This is a genomic window from Rhodospirillales bacterium, assembly GCA_020638175.1.
In the GTDB taxonomy this organism is placed as follows: Bacteria; Pseudomonadota; Alphaproteobacteria; order Micavibrionales; family Micavibrionaceae; genus JACKJA01.
In genome coordinates, this window is the sequence record JACKJA010000002.1 from 629,857 (window position 1) to 646,468 (window position 16,612).

Consider the following 16,612-nt stretch of genomic DNA (forward strand, 5'->3'; position numbering starts at 1 on the left):
GAATGAATAAAGATGCTAAGTGAGTAAATTAAGCTGCGTTACTCTCAACCAGAATAGTTTAGGGAAGGCTGGTATTATGAAAATTTTTAATATCGAACCATCCGCAAATACAATGCATGCAACCCTAATAAGGGAAAATGCCCCCCCTCCTCCAATTGGAGCCACCATAGAGTGGGCCATAAACAACAGCTGTAATTTAAGCTGCCAACATTGTTACATGGAAGCTGCCTCCCTAACACAAGGAAAGCGGACATCAGAGAAAGATCTTAAATGGGAGATAGCTCAACAAATCGTCCGTTCAGCGCAAGTGATCTGCATCAGTGGTGGGGAACCTACGCTTGATAAGGACTTATTTGACTTAATTCGATATTTTCGACTCATGGGGATAGAAACTTGGCTAGGCACCAATGGAACCGTACCAAGAAAAAATTTGGTCGCAGAAATTAGAAATTCCAGACTAAACGGAGTCCAAGTCAGTTTGGATTCTCACAATCCGGACATACACGACAAGTTCAGAGGTGTTCCCGGATCGTGGCACAAGAGCATAGAGTTTTTGAAAGAACTCAAGGCAGAAGGTATTCCCTTCGGAATCAATCACACGGTTCATTCCGAGAACATCAAAGAATTTTCTGATCTATACCGGTTAGTAGACCAGTTAGACGCCCAGTTCCTCTATGTTTTAAAATTTACACCTTGCGGCTCAGGAGAGAATAATGAACAATATTGTCTCTCTCGAGAAGATGAAAAATCATTTGTTTTAGATACGCTTGTACCTTTAGGTCACACCTCACATATCGACATCATGACAAGCATGCCTTCGTGGAATTTGCTGATGGGAAAAAGTGACGAAAATTCTGTAGGCTGCTCACATGGCCATTCTATTTTTATTAGTCACAAAGGAGAACTTCTAAGTTGCCCTATGGTAGGAGATATGTATGGAAATGTACTCGAAGATGATCAATGGCTAGAATCTTTCAAAGAAAAAACCGGACCATTGAGAGATCGCTTTAATATCAGTGGCGATTGCAGCGAATGCCCTGCATCCCAACATTGCGGGGGATGTCCCGCTATTTCCCAAACAAAGTCCCCAGACCCTTTGAGTGATGGTGAATGCTGGGTTTATCAAGACATACTACGTCAGTTTAGTCCAAGGAGCGGATAAATGCCTAATGTGTCTAAAACAAACGACAGCACCTTCCTGCAAATTACCCCTCGCGAGTCGATCTCTGACATATCTTCGTATAATGTTGCATATGATGCCGATGCCCTCGTAGACCCTGAATTCGTCAAACTGGACGCTAATGAAAACACATACCCTCTTCCAGATAAAATCCGGAATATGTTGAACGAGGTAGTCCACCAAGTCCCCCTATCGCGCTATCCTGATCCCCTTGCAACCAAGCTCCGGCAAAAAATATCAAATAGCATGAATGTTGACATCAACAATCTGCTAATAGGAAACGGAAGCGATGAATTGCTAAGCCTCATTTTCCTAGCCTATTTCGGCAAGCGAGTCGCCATCCCGACTTTTAGCTATCCCATATATTACCATTTGGCAAAAGTTTATGAGATGGAAGTCATTGATATTAATCTTTTAGAAACAAATTTCGACCTGCCCCCGGATACTTACGAGCAATTGGTAAAAGACAAGCCTGATCTGGTAATATTTGCCTATCCGAACAACCCGACAGGAAACTGCTTCTCGGAAAGAGAGATACTCGCAGCAATTTCAGCGTTGCCGAAAACATTATTTGTTATAGATGAGGCGTATCACGACTTTAGTAGGAAAACCTTTGTCTCCCATGCATTGACACTACCCAATGTTATTATCCTTCGCACCCTTTCCAAAGCTTATGGACTAGCCGCACTAAGAGTTGGCATCGCCATCGCCACACCCGAAATTCTGGATGTGCTCTTGAAAATAAAGATTCCATATAATGTAGGAGTGTTATCTCAAGCAATAGCATCGGCCTTTTTTGAAGATCTGCAAAAACACATCCCGACCGTTATTAAAAACAACGATCTCGAAAGAAAACGCATATCAAAAATTTTATCCGACAATTTCAAGTTTAAAGTTTTCCATTCTGATGCCAATTTTCTGTTTGTAAAAATTCCAGATGTCATTGACATTTCCAAGCTCACACTTGATCTACTGAAACAAAAAGTGCAGCTTAGGTTTTTTAACTATCGCGAGCATGGGCTATACTTACGCTTCTCAATTGGCACGTCGCATGATAACGACATAGCGCTTGCCTCCCTAAAAAGTTTGCTGGCACAACTTCGTGGAAATGGGAAGAGCAAGAGCTCGGCCTCTGAATGAAATAAAAGGCTATGGTTTTATCTGTACTCAAAGGCTCAGAAATTGTAATAAACTTCCTAAAGAGAAACGGTTTTACTCACGTTTTCGGCATCCCAGGACGCAAAATTCTTCCTCTATATGATGCAGCATACCGAATGGGTGGAATTGAAATGGTTGTTACTCTTCACGAACAGGGGGCATCCTATATGGCCACCTGCTTCTCCCATATAAATGGCAAAGGCTGCTGTGTTGGGATGACCGGCCCGGGCACCATGAACCTTATAAACGGTGTTGCTGTTGCCTATACGGATTCTGTCCCTCTGCTTGTGATTGGCGGACAAACTCCTGTCGAGGATACAGGAAAATACGCTATACAAGAAAGTACGGGCATTGGAAGAACGCCCAATCAAATGAAAGTAATGCAAGCGGTCAGCAAGCATGCCATCCAAGTTAGGTCATCTACACAACTCTTATCAGCTCTACGTGAAGGCTATCTGATTAGCAATACGGGACGCAAAGGCCCAGTTTTCATAGAAATCCCCCAAAATGTTCTGCAAGAAGACATTGAAATTAAAGAAGATGACCTTTTTGTGGATCTTACAAAAGAATACTCAATAAAAAAGTCTGACGCGTTGGTGAATACAGAAAAACTGCGCAAAGCGACCTCCATGATCAGGAGCAGCACACGCCCTCTACTGCTACTTGGCAACGGCGCCCAAATTGCAAACGCAGAAAACGAAGCCATGGAATTAGTAGAACATACCGGAATTCCATTTGCAACATCCTTGCCAGCCAAAGGATTGTTAAACGAAGATCATGAGTTGTCACTGGGCTGCCTTGGAATTTGGGGGCAAAAAGCTGCCAATGATTATATCCTCAATCATGCAGATGTTCTTATTGCCGTGGGAACCACTTTTCAAGAGCTTTCTACCCTTGGCTGGAGAAGTCTCAAAAACAAAAAGATTATTCGAGTGGACATAGATCCGGATGAATTGACCCGCAATATCAATCCGGACCTTTCCGTCTTGTCTGATGCCAAGATCTTTCTGGCAGATATCCTAAATGAATTTGCTAGCAATCAAACAGAACAACCTATTTATAAAAACTTTCGGGAAGCACGCGAGAAGATCAAAGATCTAAAAGAAAAACATGGATACTATGAGACCATCAGCCTTGCCGACTATTCGATCAAGGAAAATGATGATCGTTTACAGCCCTATGACGTTTTAATCGAACTTAGCAAGTTGCGCAGCCCTCAGGACATTATCGTACTTGATGTCGGAGAAAACGCCTATTTCAGCCAGTTTCTTGTAAAGTCGTATTCTCGCAAGACATACATCGTCAATGCGGGATTGGGGAGCATGGGATTTGCCGCACCGGGGGCGGTTGGCATTAGTATGGCCAACCCCGAGGCAACAGTCATCAGCATCTCCGGAGACGGCGGTTTTCTGATGATGGGAAATGATATCTCTACAGGAGCCTCCTACAATTGCAAAGTTGTATGGTGCGTTCTGAATAATGGAATACTCGGAACCCAAAAACACTATCAAAGAGACTATTGTGATGGACGCTATATCGGGTGCCACTTACCGGATATAGACATTACAGAATACGCGCGCTCTTTAGGCGTTGATGCCGTCACAATCACAAATATTAAACAGTTCAGGGAGGAATTTCAAGCCGCCCTCCAAGGGAATAAACCCAGACTTCTCAATATTGTTATCAGTAATGAAACAAGTCCTAAACCCCCATTCTTTTTTTAAGGAACCATAAAATGAAAACACCAAGCTCAATTGCGGGCCGCTTTGATTTGCATGGATTGATGATAGAAAATGCAAACGGCTGCTATGTTACAGACGTTAGTGACGGACAATGTATTGACTTTATCTTGGGAAATTTAACTCAAATTGCCGGGCACAACGGGATTAGCTTTCAATCTGCCATACTGGAAACGCTCGAAAGATACACCAATGTTGGGGACTATGCGAACATTGAAATTCCGCCCGTAGCGAATGATATCTTGGAGATCTCTCAAAAACACAGTTTGCGTTTTACCAACTCAGGATCCGAAGCAGTTCATTTGGCGATCAGATTGGCGCGCGCTACGACTGGCCGTAGCAAAATTATAAAATTCGTAGGCCATTATCACGGATGGCTTAATGAAGAAATTTATGCGTTTCTTCCCGCCACCGTATCCACAGGCATCCCCGATTCATTGAAACAGGAAATGATTTCGGTAGAATGGAACGATAAGACCGCCGTTGAGGAAGCATTAAGCAAATATGCAGGAGAAGTCGCAGCCATCATCTGCGAACCGGCTTTATCTCACTCCGGATTTATCCCGCCTTTTGATGATTTCCTTTCTTTTCTGAGACAACAATCAGATAAAAATGATGCCGTCCTCATTTTTGATGAATGCGTAACCGGATTCAGAATTGCCCTAGGCGGCGCCCAACAATATTACGGAGTTAAAGCAGATATTGTAACATACTCCAAAGCCGTAAGCGGAGGTTTTCCAATGGGGGTTGTCGCTGGAATAGAAAGAGTTATGAAGTGCGTGAACAACTGGGATGTTTTCCATGCCTCCACATTTGACAGCAATCCTCTATCGCTAGCAGCTGCGGCAACAACAATCAGGCACCTTCGCGACACGGACACAATTGCGAGGATTGAAGAGAATACAAACTATCTCAGGAAAGGAATTGAAGACCTTCTTGTTGAAAGAGGAATGCCCGGAATCGTGCAGTCCGGCACTGGAATCATGCAAATGTATTTCACGGAAAAAGATAGCATTCGCTCCTACAAAGACGCCCAGTCAACCGACTGGCGACAATTCAGAAAATTCATTAAAGAAATGCAAAAACTCAAAGTTCACTTTGCAGAAGGCGATTTGTGGTTTGAAGATCCTGATCGTGTCTGGATTGGAGCCATATTTCTTTCTTCCATGCACACACAAGATGTTCTTGATGAAGTTTTGGATAGAATGAGAACAGCCTTAAACGCACTGTGATCAACACATACAAAGGATAAAGAATTGTTAATTGATGCTGTAATAAAATTCCTTGATAAAGAGAAAAAACAGGAAATCATCCCCGGAACCGATATGGTGGCTCTGGAAAAAAATAGCGTTCTAAGCATAGACTACATTGAAATGAAACCCGGTTCCGAAGAACACACGATAATACACCGAAAAACTAATGAAATGATATTCATCACAGAAGGGGCGGTCCTTTCCAAAATTGGTGGAAAGGAAGTCACTCTAAGAAAAGGCGATTATGTTGCTATACCTTGCGGCACAAAACATATGTTTATGAACAACACAAACAAACTCGTCGGACTAATTTCTGTATGTACACCACCTTATGATGAAAATGATGTATTTAATGATGCAGAGTGTGATATCCGGTAAGCTGGGGTGTTTTCACCACTGGAGATTCTTCTGAACGAACTAACCAGCTATTCTTTTCTGTCTGGCCGCAAGCAACGCCCGCAGATCATCAATAGTCACAACGGCCTTGCCAATCTTGGCCTCCAACAATTCCAGCTCTTCCATATGCTGATCCAGCATGGTGATGGCTTGTTCTATGTCCATAGAGATTTCTGCCTCAGCCAGCGCCTGCTCCAGAAGCTCATGCAATTCCGTGTTCATGATGATTGCCCGTTTTCTTTGTTTTGTTGAGCCAGCCGTCTGTGCATGGCCATGTAATCGCCGTGAGATTGGCGATAAAGGCTATACAGGCTTTGCAAATAGTGCCGCAGCACTTTTCCCTCGGCATCGAGGTAAAGCGCCCGGATGTGACAAATCTGGCTGGTGGTTTGCGAAACGCGGTAGCGTTCGATGGTTTCCCTTACTTCCTGCCTGAAAAAGCAGGACAGGTCATGCATGTGGTCTTTGTGACATGCAATAGGATCATGAGCGTCCCCACGCTCTGTTTTGAAAGAAAGCATTGTTCTCCCCATTTATATCTATGTTTACGCACACACACCCTCTTATTAACGCCGCCGACGTTCCCCAAAGAGGTATTCGTTATCACCCACAAATAAGACCGGGCGCAGCTTGTTACGCTGCTACCCGGCCTCTCTTCTGTGTGGGGTTAGAAGATATTACAAACTTGTTTTTGTTCAGTTGCGCCATGTACAGCGCCGTCATCTCATGACATTCAGCATTCAGCGCACGGTATTCTTTCCACTGTGAACGCAGCCGCTTGTTCAGACCCAGAGCCTGCAAGCCAAAAGCGCGATACAGCCGAATTGTCTCACGAATGCGGGTGCGATATTCAGCGCACGCATCGTTTAAAGCTTTCACATCAAGAAAATTGATCTCCGAGGCCTCTGCCTCGTTTGTATAAACGTACATAATTTTCTCCACACACTATTCGTTATGGGAACGTTATATTCCATAAGAACAATTTATGTCAAGAAAATTTATAAGTTTTTTTATAAAAATATTGATTTTTATCATTTTAAGTTATAATGTTCTTATAAATATAAGGGGTCAGATATGATAAAAGGATACCAAATAAGGGCGGCCCGTGCGCTCATAGACTGGTCACTAAAGGATGTTGAGACAGCCTGTGGCATTACAGGTCAGACTGTTTCCAACTATGAAGTTGGGCGCAGCACCTTGAATGCAGCCAACCTCGAAAAGCTTATCCAATGCTTTGAAAAAGAGGGCGTTGAGTTCACCGACAAAGGCGTTCAGCTCAAGGGAACGCCGATTTATTATCATGACAGCCCCACATGGTATCTGGATTTGCTGGACGATGCCTATCATACGGTTGTTGACAGTGAGCACCCGGAAATCCTGATCGAGAATGTCGATGACAAGAAATCACCCCCAGCCGTTATCAAAAAAATGAAGAAAATCAGGGACAGTGGCGTGAATTTCAAGATGACGGCCCCGGAAGGCGAAACTTTTCTTTTGGCCCCGTCGTCCTGCTATCGCTTCATACCAGCGGCTTACTTTAAAAACTGGGTGGTGATGCTGTTTGGCAATAAGGCGGCTTTTTCCATCAACAACGAAACGAGATGCATGGTGATAGAGGATGAAAATATGGTCAATGCCATGCGCAACCGGTTCAATCTGCTCTGGGAAATCCTGCCGGAGCTAAAAATAGAAAGCACAGCGCATGAACGAATATAAAGTCAAAATCCTGAAACCCAACAACTGGCGTAAATACCCGGTCGGTCGGCTGGATATATCGGTTGGCATGCCCAACCACGAAGATCGTAAATTCAGTGCTACAATGGCATGGGCACAACGACGATTCAAACATGTCATTGTTTCGGTAGCTGATACCCTGCAACGCCATAACTATATGGCGGAAGGTATGGATCAAGAAACCGCCTATACACATTCTTATGATGCGGGGACGGCATGGATTGAACGTCATCAGGAACATTTGCAAAATGCCACTGTTATCCGCTGGGATCAACGACTGACACATCCGCTTTACATGCAATATATGAAGCGAACCCTCGATCACTTAATGGAAAACCCGCTCTTTCAGCAAAGTTTACAGGATGAAGCACTTGGCTACACCGCCCGTAAAGGACTGGCCATGACGGAGGACCGGATCAATTATCTGTTAGAAGAAATCGCTGTTTTTGATCTGCTGTTCAAAATCGAACCGGCGGCTGATGTTTACCCCGGCTCTATCCTGCCGTTCTGGGAACATGACATTTACAAGCCCAAAGCCGCCTTCACCCGGATTGATTTCACGCGGAAGATAGCAGCTTAATACTCGTTTATCGTTACCTCTGCGTTACCTCGGCCTGCCCAATAACCGTGGGTCGCTGCTTTCTTGCCCTGTCCTGTCACGTCCCGCACGTTCCTGAAAAATATAGATATTACAGATACTTGTTGATCTTTTGAGCAATTCCGAGATAAAGGAATCGCCTTAACAACAATTTAGAAATGTTACCTGGACCACAGGTTCAAAAGAACGATGGCGATACATAAGAGACTAACAGACACGGGGCTGACCAAATTGAAGCCCCCGGAAACAGGGACCGTGGAATACGCAGACACGGTGGTGAAGAAGCTTTATCTGCGCCACAGCGCCACGGACGTGAAATCATGGCGATTTGCCTATCGCTTCGGCGGTCAGCAGCGACGCATGACATTGGGCCGTTATCCTGAAATCAGCCTGACTCAGGCCCGCAAGATGGTTATGAAGGGCAAGGAGGAAGTGGCCATTGGCCTTGATCCGTGCGTGTTGCAAAAAGAAAAGATCATGAAACAGCTCGAACAGGAAGCGCTCGGCGTCACTGTTGAAGACATCTATCATGAATTTTTTGAAAAACACGCCCGCAAAAACCGGCAATGGAAAGAAACGAAACATGTGTTCACAGCCTACATCCTGCCCGCGATGGGGAACATGTCTGCACAAAAAATCAGGCGAAGGGACGTGATGAAACTGCTCGACGAGCGTAAAAATTCCAAAGGCCCAAGCTCGGCAAACAAAACGCTGGTCGGTCTTCGCAGGATGTATAGCTGGGCCATCGAACAGGGGAAGCTGGAATTTAATCCGTGCAGCAATATTAAAAAGCCCGTGCCCATTCAGGAGCGAGAACGCGTCCTGAACAGGAAGGAAATTTTGGCGTTCTGGCGGGCCTGTGACCGGCTGGGCTATCCATACGGTCCGCTGTGCCAGCTTTTGCTGCTCACCGGCCAGCGCCGCAGCGAAATCGCCAAGCTCAAAAAGAGCTATATTGACCTCGACGACAAAATCATCCGCATCCCGGCCAGCAACGTGAAGGCCAAACGAGAACAGCATGTGCCTTTGTCAGGCCTCGCCGTCGATATTTTAAAAAGCTTGCCACATTTCGCCGGGCCGTTCATCTTCACGACCTGTTTTGGTCAAAAGCCGGTTGACGGCTTCGGCAAGGCCAAAAGCAAATTCGAGGGGCTGTTTGATGCCGAGGACTGGCGTTACCACGATCTAAGACGGACCTGCGCCACAGGGATGGCGGAAATGGGGGTGCCATTGCACACGATCAGCCGCGTCCTGAATCATGCCGAAGGCGGCGTGACCAAGATTTATGCTCGGCATTCTTATTTGAATGAAAAGCGTGAAGCGCTTAATCTGTGGGCAGGACACGTTCAAAACATATTGAAAAGCAATGAAACAGACTATGAGTCATTATAAAGATTTTCAGAATATTAAAACAATAGATGACATTGTTTCTGTCTTAACGAAATACCATCCTGAATTGGAGTCACATAAGGAAGATTTGGAAACAGTAATTGTAAATATTATTGAAATAATAACACAGTATGATTCTCGTTTGGTCGCTCCTAGGATAGCGCATATTAAGGAAAGAAAGAGCGCGCAATCAAAAAAAGATGGGCTACGAAAATTGGCCAAGAAAGTTAGATCAGAGGGGCTGGACGAGATTGCCGATCAGATTGACCTTAAAGAATCAGAACAGGAAATTCCCAAATCTGCGCAAGGGAACAAAGAACAAAAGGCCATGCGATTAGTTGCCGAACAAATGAAAATGCTATGGGTCGATGTGCTAGGACACGATAAATTCTACTATGATGATGGAAACAAAGACGAAAATTGGGCAGCGCCTCTCATCGACGATATGATTCAGACCATCCTAAAAGGTCAAAAAATCACGGGCCTCAAGACAGCGCTTTCCAAGATAAGAGACTCAAGAAGAGTCAAGTAAATTTTACAAAAATATTTCGTCAGAAAATTACGACGAAATATGCTCAGGCGCTTTTATTGCCAAGGAAATCACCTTCTCTTAACAATTCCCCATTCCACAGATTGGAGGGGAATAATGAACGACGATCAAACACTACCAAAGCTAGAGAAAAAACAGGGAACTGTCGCTCCTTCTTTTTCACAGAGCAACATTCAGCTTATCAGCTTTGACGACGTTCAGAGCATCATCCCTCTGTCTAAATCCAGAATATACGCCTTGATAAAGGCTAGGAAATTTCCACCGCCCGTGAAGATCGGTGAACATCGTGCCTGTTGGATCAGACACGAAATCACCGCCTACAGGGACGAGCGGATTGCTGCTCGCCAACCATGGGAAGGAGGTGATACATGAAATAACATCATAATTATTTTTGATCCATAAAACTAAGGGAGGGAAGGGTAATCCACTCTTCCCTCCTATTTCAAGCAACAATTTCGAAACGAACCAACCCGTTTTTTGAAAGAGAAACGGCACGGAGGATTTTTATCTAAACCAAGGGACTTATGAAAATGACAAATGATGAAAATAAAACTGAAAACAAACCCATCGACCACATCACCATTTTGCGCTGCCGAGAGCCGGGCAAGAAGGCTGTGAAAGAATGGACGGTGCAAGAGGACGGCACGATTGAAAAAGTGTCGTTCAACGCCGGGAAAATCTTTATGCGAGAGAGAGAACCAGTTTCATCCCTCGACGACACGCACAATGTTCTAAAAAATCTGGCTTTGGCGCAGGAAAAATTTGTGATCCGTGCCGAACCAAAGGATGGAGCACAAAGCGCAGCTGCTCGCCGTATACATGGTGACGGCGCGGCCTTTGAGCAAAAAGATCGATACTGGCTAACCCTCGATATGGACAAGATCAACTGTCCTGCACACATCGACCCGGCGAAAAACCCGGAAGAAGCCGCTGAATGGGTCAGGAGCATGTTGCCGCCGCCCTTCAACACGACAGCTTGCATCTTCAAGTTTTCTTCCAGCCAGAACGTTCCACCCAAAAAAGGAGGGAAATCGCCATCAAAAATCTCTGTTCATCTTTGGTATTGGTGTGACAGGGCCGTTTCTGAACAGGAATGGAAGCGCTTTTTTAAAGCCCATCCATGCCCTGTCGATCAGGCGCTTTTTTCGCCGGTGCAAATCCACTACACAGCAGACCCGGTTTTCAACGGGATGGATGATCCTTTGCCCAAACGACTGGGTATCTTGAAAGGAGACACGCCCGTCCTGCACGTGCCACCAATCCCTGATGAATCTGTGCAAAAACCCCGTGAACGCGTCGATAAAGTCCCGTCTGTTCCTGAAGACGACATAAGCAAGGCCATAGACATGCTTTTGCCCTATTATGATGAAGGAGGGCGTGACCGGTTCGCCGGGGCCATAGCCGGGGCTTTATATCGCGGGGGCTGGCCAGCGGACGAAACCGCTGATTTTGTCTACAGGCTGGCTGATGCTGCTGGCGATGAAGAAGCCCAGAGCCGGTTTGACAGCGCCCTGAGGATTTGTGACGCCATCGACAATAACCGCCCGGCGCAGGGTATTCCAACGCTTCGTGATGAATTTGAAATCGAGGATTTGGAAAAAATACTGGCGCTGCTCGGTGTCGGCAAACCTGACATTGCTGCCAAAATCGTCGATTTGTCCAAATCCAGCACAGCCGCGGAAATTGAAAATGTAGTGAAAGGCCTCTTGCCTCTCCCTGTGTCTGAACAGGAAATTTATATCGAAGAGATTAAAAAACAGACCGGGCAAAGCAAAGGGGCCATTAACAGGATTTTCAATGCTCTGCGTCGGGAAGAAACCCTTCAATCCTCGCTGGATCACGCCGTTTTGCTGGTTTCCATGCTGATGCAGCAAGACTATGGCGGCGGGCGCTTTTTCCTGCGGACCATAGACGGCAATTTCTGGCTCTACAATGGGACGCATTGGGAAACTGAAACAGAAGATTCAATTAAAAAGCGTCTAATCCCCATTGCCAACGAACTATATGTGCCGGGCAGCACCCCAAGCGTTTCCGCTATGGTCAACGCCGCCCTCAACCTGCTAGAAGGGCAGGCTTTCAGACGCGGTGATCCTCTAAGGCTGAACAGCGCCCCGCTGCCCATTTTGAATTGTCGCAATGGCGAGCTCTGGTTCGACGAGGGAGGCAATCCGTCCTTCCGTCCCCATGCGCCGGAAAGCTTCCTTCGCCACTGCCTTGACGTTGACTATGATCCTGAAGCCACATCACCCCAATTTGACAAGGCCATCAGGGACATATTCAGCAAAAGCTATGACCCGGAGGAAATGTGTCGGCATATGCTGGAAATCATGGCCTACATTTGCCAGCCATGGCGAAAGATTCCCGTGATCCTGCTCCTCCACGGCAGTGGAAGCAACGGTAAAACCAGCTTGGTGAAAATTCTGGAAAACTTTCTCGGCACAGGTCACTACATGGCAGACCGCCTGAACGAAGTCGAAGACAAGCCTTTTAAAATCGGGGCGCTCGACGGCAAACTCATGCTTGTCGATGATGACGTCGATGCAGGGGCTTACCTGCCGGACGGGTTTTTGAAAAAGATCAGCGAGGAAAAAACCATGACCGGGCAGCATAAACATAAACCGCTGTTCGAGTTCAAATGCCGGGCTGTTCCTGTCATGCTAGCTAACCACTATCCTTCGATAAAAGACTTGTCCGAGGGCCTGAGAAGGCGCTTGCTGGTCGTGCCGTTTCAGCGCCAGTTTACGAAAGACGAGATCATTCCGGGGCTATTCGAAGACATATGGGCAAAAGAGGCGTCAGGCATCCTGAATCAAATCATTGCGGCGTTCCAGCGACTGAAAGAACGCGGGCGTTTTGATGAGCCAAAGGATTGCCTTGACGCAAAAACGGCTTGGATTACCCGGTCGAATGTGCTGGTCACGTTTATCGAAGAAGCATGTCTTCAAGGCCCTGAACAAAATCAGGCGATTTCAGATTTCTACAGCCTGTTCAAGGAATACTGCGAAAAAACAGGGGTCCGCAATATACCCACGCGTCAGGGCGTTAAAAACCGTCTTGAAAATATGGGATATGACTTGACGATCCTGAACGGCCTTAGAGTGGTGCGCGGGCTTTACTGCCCAGAGTTCGGTGATGTTTGCGAAGAGGTCAATGAGGTCAGCGACGCCGAAGCCTCGGAGCTTCCCGAGTGCTCTATCATCGAGCAGGAACTAAACTCCTGACCCGTCAGTAGGTGGTGAAAAGTGGTGTTTTTTTCACAAAGTTATTTATGAATGAAAAATTTTTCAGGAAATATTTCCTATAGAATAATTTAGTTGTTCGAAAAAAGCCACTTTTGGCCACTGGAAGCAGACCCGCGTTCACCCGAAACGCGGGTCTGTTTTTGCTCAAACCGTTGACCGGCCACAGACCGCACACCGTTTCCACAACACCCATTCCGCTGACCGGGTAACGCAGAGGGTTCGTTTGACCAAAATAAAGCCCATACAGGCCGTTTTCAGCCCGGAAGCACATCACCCGTCAACCTCCCTCCCCCCGTATCACGGGGTCCCCTAGACAGAAAAACTGACGGGTTGTTCTCCTCGCCCAGAGTATCATCAGCCACAGCAATCTTTCACAAGGCAATCAGGGGGTTCTGAACGAACACAGGTCTACATGGTTATTGCGGAACGAAAAAGCGCAATCGCTTCGCCGCTTGTATCGACGGTTTGTTCTTCGCCATCGTGGGCTTTGATTTTGTATTGCACCGGGCTTTCTTCGTCGTGCTGGAACACGGCCAGATAGGACGACCTTTTCCATGACGGGTGTCGGTAGGAAAAATAATATTCGGCAAGCTCCTCGCCGTTCATCATGGGACCGCCGACCTTGACGCCGTTCTCAACCTTATTGTCCTCCCACTTGCTCCAGCCGTTTTCTTCGGCAATCTCGGTGGTGATCTGGAACACCTTGTCTCTTATCGGCTTTATGAAGCGCTTGGAATAGGAACGAGAGTCAATTTCTTTAAGCGCCTCCTTCGCGGCGGCTAGAACGTCCTCATGCCCAAGGCGCTCGGCATTAGCATAGAGGTTTTCCAATTCCTCCCGGCTGTATTTATCCTGTTTGATGTTTTCGATAATTTTTTCATTCATCATCACGCCCCTTTTTCCAAAATCTTCCATGCATCTTTATATTGTTCCCACCGTTTGCCCATGCCCTTGTGCGGTGCTGATGGCGTCTTATCGCCTTTGAAATCAAGAGCGCGGTGATTTGTCTTTTTGCGCGGGCTTCCGTCTTTTTTAGGGTGTTGGAGCCACTCCTCATTGGCTGTCCGCAGCGTTTCATCGACAACAGTGCTCGGAACAAGATAAAACGCCAGCGGTTCTTCGCCTTCCATCAGGACGATAGCCACGAAGTCACCGTCATCATCGGCAGAGAGATCATTAAAAGCGCTCCCATGGCTCTTGACTGTGTACTGGATCATATGCCCTGACGTAGTTTTCACGCGCAGACAAACCCGCCGCCGTCCCTTCACAGCGAACAGGTCATAGGCAGCAGCATTGGCAATGTTGGCGTTGAAATTGCCGACCATCCAGCCGCGCTTTAAAAGCTCGCGTTCTACTGCAAGCTCCCCAAGCCGACCGACCATTTGCGCTGATAATTTTGTCATGACCCGACACAGTGTAGTTACAGGTAGTCTACACGCCTATACCGGGGCGCTGCAAGATGATTGTTACAGGTCGTCTGTAGACGGTTAGTCTACAGTGTCGCTTGCTGTCCGTATGAATGTTTACGAGCAGTTGGCGACAAAAATCAGGAAATTAAGAAACGAGCGCGAGTGGTCACAAGAAGAACTTGCGGATCGTGCAGGCCTGCATCGTACCTATATCAGCCACATTGAGAACGGCAAGCGCGAAATCTCCGTTGAGACCCTGTGCAAAATAGCCAAAGGGTTTGAGATAACAGCCTCGGAGTTGATGGAAGCGATTAGTTTGTAGCCGGACCACAGAAAATTGTCGTCAATGAAAGCTACTCGCCATCAGTCTTGCCCTTAAGAAATGGTAAAATACTGCCAATACTCAACGAAGGCCATAAGTCTTCAATACCTTTGTCATACTTGTGCATAGCCAAAGATGGCTTGTCATCAACTGCTTTTAACATGATTGAAAGCAACGCATGTTTATGTTCTTGCGTTCCATGTTCATCGACTTCTTCTTTGAAGCTGTGATAAAGCTGCATAACACGTTGCTTGTGGTTGTATTCCTCATAAAGACGGCGGCTCAGCCTTATTGAAGACCAGCCAAAAAAACTAATTGCTGCCAACGGAACAGCAATCATCGTCCGGAACAGAATTACTTTTTCATCAATGTCATCACTCTTAATGTCGTGGAAGAGATCAAAAAGCATTACAATCATGACGATAAGAGGAGCGATAAACATCGTATAATAGAGAGCAGCCGTTGCGTTACTCTTTATCCAATGCCAAGAGCTCAGCACAAAACCTTTGAACCCAGACGCTGTTCCCTCATAAGGTATTATGCCATATTTTGATTTAGCCTGAACATATGCCCCTGACAAACCAGCAGCCCCTGCTTCTGGCAACAACGAGCGAATTTCTGTCACAAGTTCCTCCCTTGTTTGGACAAGCTCTTTCTTTGCCGTATCACGCTCTTCCTTCATTTCTTGAAGTAAGTTTTGCATTTCAGAAAAGAAACTATGAATTTTGGTGTTTACACATTCTTCTGTGACGTTTCCATTTTCATCACGATCGTCTTGTAATAATTCATCGTATAGTTCTTTTGTTTTTTTGTGAAAGTCGTGAATCTCATCAATTTTGTTCTGAGCCTCTGTTTGTCGACCCTGCAAATCATTATGTAGTGTTTGGGCTTGCCCCCTTAAGTTCTCAAACTCTGCCTTTGTTTGATTAATATTCTGGACATCATCATTAACCCCGTTTCGTGCAGCTTCTGATAAATTTTTAATTTCTTGTATTTCAGTCAGAACAGTACTGAGTTTGTTCTTAAGTCCCTCCGTTCCCTGAATTTGAGCATTTAGTGCTTCCAGTTTTTCACTGAGCTGATTGGAGTGGGTTTGCGCTTGTCTTTTCAATGCTTGGAATGAAGCTTTGGCATCTGATATAGCTCTAACATCCGCATCAACGCTCCCACGTGCTTCGCTGAGTGCTGTTTTTATAGCATCAACCTCTGCCTTGCCCGCCCTGATAGCCTCTACATCATTTCTAAATTGCTCAAGCTGAGGCTTAAGTTGCGCCAAGCGTTCTTCAGGTGACAGTTGTGGTGCTTGTTCAGGGTTTTCACTCATTTTTCTTTGCCTTTATTGACGGGAATAATTCCTGTGAGAAGAGACATTCTACCCCCAAATACGATGAATTCTAGTTAATTTGCTTAAAAAGGAGCATAACAGCCGCTGCTTAATACAACAAGCACTTGCCATTCCAGATAATAAACAGTAAGAATAACCGCGCCTTAAGAGGCCCGTAGGGGTGTAGCTCAGTTGGTAGAGCGTCGGTCTCCAAAACCGAAAGTCGCAGGTTCGAATCCTGTCGCCCCTGCCATTTTCAGCCGGTGTGCTTTCTAATAAACGAGCGTTTGGTATACAAACGCATCATCTGATATAATA

Annotated in this window: 18 protein-coding genes and 1 tRNA gene; 13 read left to right on the forward strand and 6 right to left on the reverse strand. The window is 46.0% G+C overall.

What is annotated here, in order from left to right:
• Positions 1 to 76 precede the first annotated feature (76 nt).
• From H6868_03090 to H6868_03110, 5 genes are read left to right on the forward strand one after another with little or no spacing between them, the layout of a single operon-like run.
• Entirely contained in the window at positions 77 to 1,162 is a 1,086-nt protein-coding gene (locus tag H6868_03090) for a radical SAM protein (protein ID MCB9988303.1), read from the forward strand.
• Positions 1,163 to 2,320: a histidinol-phosphate transaminase gene (gene hisC / locus H6868_03095; GenBank protein ID MCB9988304.1), complete on the forward strand. Its 1,158-nt coding sequence runs from the start codon at positions 1,163 to 1,165 to the stop codon at positions 2,318 to 2,320. It abuts the gene before it with no gap.
• A gap of 11 nt (positions 2,321 to 2,331) precedes the next feature.
• On the forward strand, positions 2,332 to 4,062 hold the full coding sequence (locus H6868_03100) for a thiamine pyrophosphate-binding protein (protein MCB9988305.1): 1,731 nt from the start codon (positions 2,332 to 2,334) through the stop codon (positions 4,060 to 4,062).
• Positions 4,063 to 4,073: 11 nt separating this feature from the next.
• Positions 4,074 to 5,309: an aminotransferase class III-fold pyridoxal phosphate-dependent enzyme gene (locus H6868_03105; GenBank protein ID MCB9988306.1), complete on the forward strand. Its 1,236-nt coding sequence runs from the start codon at positions 4,074 to 4,076 to the stop codon at positions 5,307 to 5,309.
• A 24-nt stretch (positions 5,310 to 5,333) separates the two neighbouring features.
• Complete coding sequence (locus H6868_03110; GenBank protein ID MCB9988307.1) at positions 5,334 to 5,708, forward strand: cupin domain-containing protein; 375 nt, start codon at positions 5,334 to 5,336, stop codon at positions 5,706 to 5,708.
• 39 nt (positions 5,709 to 5,747) lie between these two features.
• Here H6868_03110 and H6868_03115 read toward each other — a convergent pair whose 3' ends face one another.
• The 3 genes from H6868_03115 to H6868_03125 form a co-directional block, all read right to left on the reverse strand.
• Positions 5,748 to 5,948: a hypothetical protein gene (locus H6868_03115; protein ID MCB9988308.1), complete on the reverse strand. Its 201-nt coding sequence runs from the start codon at positions 5,946 to 5,948 to the stop codon at positions 5,748 to 5,750.
• Positions 5,945 to 6,247: a hypothetical protein gene (locus tag H6868_03120; protein MCB9988309.1), complete on the reverse strand. Its 303-nt coding sequence runs from the start codon at positions 6,245 to 6,247 to the stop codon at positions 5,945 to 5,947. Before H6868_03120 ends, H6868_03115 begins: the two co-directional genes overlap by 4 nt.
• A gap of 112 nt (positions 6,248 to 6,359) precedes the next feature.
• Positions 6,360 to 6,656 carry a hypothetical protein gene (locus H6868_03125; GenBank protein ID MCB9988310.1) on the reverse strand — a complete coding sequence of 99 codons (297 nt, stop codon included), beginning with the start codon at positions 6,654 to 6,656 and terminating at the stop codon, positions 6,360 to 6,362.
• A 144-nt stretch (positions 6,657 to 6,800) separates the two neighbouring features.
• Between H6868_03125 and H6868_03130 the strand changes: the two genes are divergently transcribed.
• The 6 genes from H6868_03130 to H6868_03155 all read left to right on the forward strand — a co-directional run bounded on the left by H6868_03130 (position 6,801) and on the right by H6868_03155 (position 13,218).
• Entirely contained in the window at positions 6,801 to 7,442 is a 642-nt protein-coding gene (locus H6868_03130; protein MCB9988311.1) for a helix-turn-helix transcriptional regulator, read from the forward strand.
• Positions 7,429 to 8,040 (forward strand): tRNA-dependent cyclodipeptide synthase, encoded by a 612-nt coding sequence (locus H6868_03135; GenBank protein MCB9988312.1) that lies wholly within the window; start codon positions 7,429 to 7,431, stop codon positions 8,038 to 8,040. The genes H6868_03130 and H6868_03135 overlap by 14 nt, the downstream gene beginning before the upstream one ends.
• Before the next feature lie 207 nt (positions 8,041 to 8,247).
• Positions 8,248 to 9,450: a tyrosine-type recombinase/integrase gene (locus tag H6868_03140; protein MCB9988313.1), complete on the forward strand. Its 1,203-nt coding sequence runs from the start codon at positions 8,248 to 8,250 to the stop codon at positions 9,448 to 9,450.
• On the forward strand, positions 9,437 to 9,979 hold the full coding sequence (locus H6868_03145) for a hypothetical protein (GenBank protein MCB9988314.1): 543 nt from the start codon (positions 9,437 to 9,439) through the stop codon (positions 9,977 to 9,979). Before H6868_03140 ends, H6868_03145 begins: the two co-directional genes overlap by 14 nt.
• A gap of 114 nt (positions 9,980 to 10,093) precedes the next feature.
• On the forward strand, positions 10,094 to 10,369 hold the full coding sequence (locus H6868_03150; protein ID MCB9988315.1) for an AlpA family phage regulatory protein: 276 nt from the start codon (positions 10,094 to 10,096) through the stop codon (positions 10,367 to 10,369).
• A 158-nt stretch (positions 10,370 to 10,527) separates the two neighbouring features.
• Positions 10,528 to 13,218, forward strand: coding sequence for a hypothetical protein (locus H6868_03155; protein ID MCB9988316.1), 2,691 nt, complete (start codon positions 10,528 to 10,530; stop codon positions 13,216 to 13,218).
• Between the two features lie 429 nt (positions 13,219 to 13,647).
• On the opposite strand, the gene H6868_03160 is transcribed toward H6868_03155, so the two are convergent.
• Both H6868_03160 and H6868_03165 read right to left on the reverse strand, forming a co-directional pair.
• Positions 13,648 to 14,127, reverse strand: coding sequence for a hypothetical protein (locus H6868_03160; protein MCB9988317.1), 480 nt, complete (start codon positions 14,125 to 14,127; stop codon positions 13,648 to 13,650).
• Positions 14,127 to 14,642 (reverse strand): hypothetical protein, encoded by a 516-nt coding sequence (locus H6868_03165; GenBank protein MCB9988318.1) that lies wholly within the window; start codon positions 14,640 to 14,642, stop codon positions 14,127 to 14,129. The genes H6868_03160 and H6868_03165 overlap by 1 nt, the downstream gene beginning before the upstream one ends.
• A 112-nt stretch (positions 14,643 to 14,754) precedes the next feature.
• Here H6868_03165 and H6868_03170 point away from each other — a divergent pair, with 112 nt between their 5' ends.
• Positions 14,755 to 14,970, forward strand: a complete 216-nt coding sequence (locus tag H6868_03170) for a helix-turn-helix transcriptional regulator (GenBank protein ID MCB9988319.1) — start codon at positions 14,755 to 14,757, stop codon at positions 14,968 to 14,970.
• Between the two features lie 31 nt (positions 14,971 to 15,001).
• Here H6868_03170 and H6868_03175 read toward each other — a convergent pair whose 3' ends face one another.
• Positions 15,002 to 16,294 (reverse strand): hypothetical protein, encoded by a 1,293-nt coding sequence (locus tag H6868_03175; GenBank protein MCB9988320.1) that lies wholly within the window; start codon positions 16,292 to 16,294, stop codon positions 15,002 to 15,004.
• Positions 16,295 to 16,471: 177 nt separating this feature from the next.
• On the opposite strand from H6868_03175, the gene H6868_03180 reads away from it, so the two are divergent.
• Positions 16,472 to 16,547: transfer RNA gene (locus tag H6868_03180), tRNA-Trp, on the forward strand.
• The last annotated feature ends 65 nt before the right edge of the window (positions 16,548 to 16,612 follow it).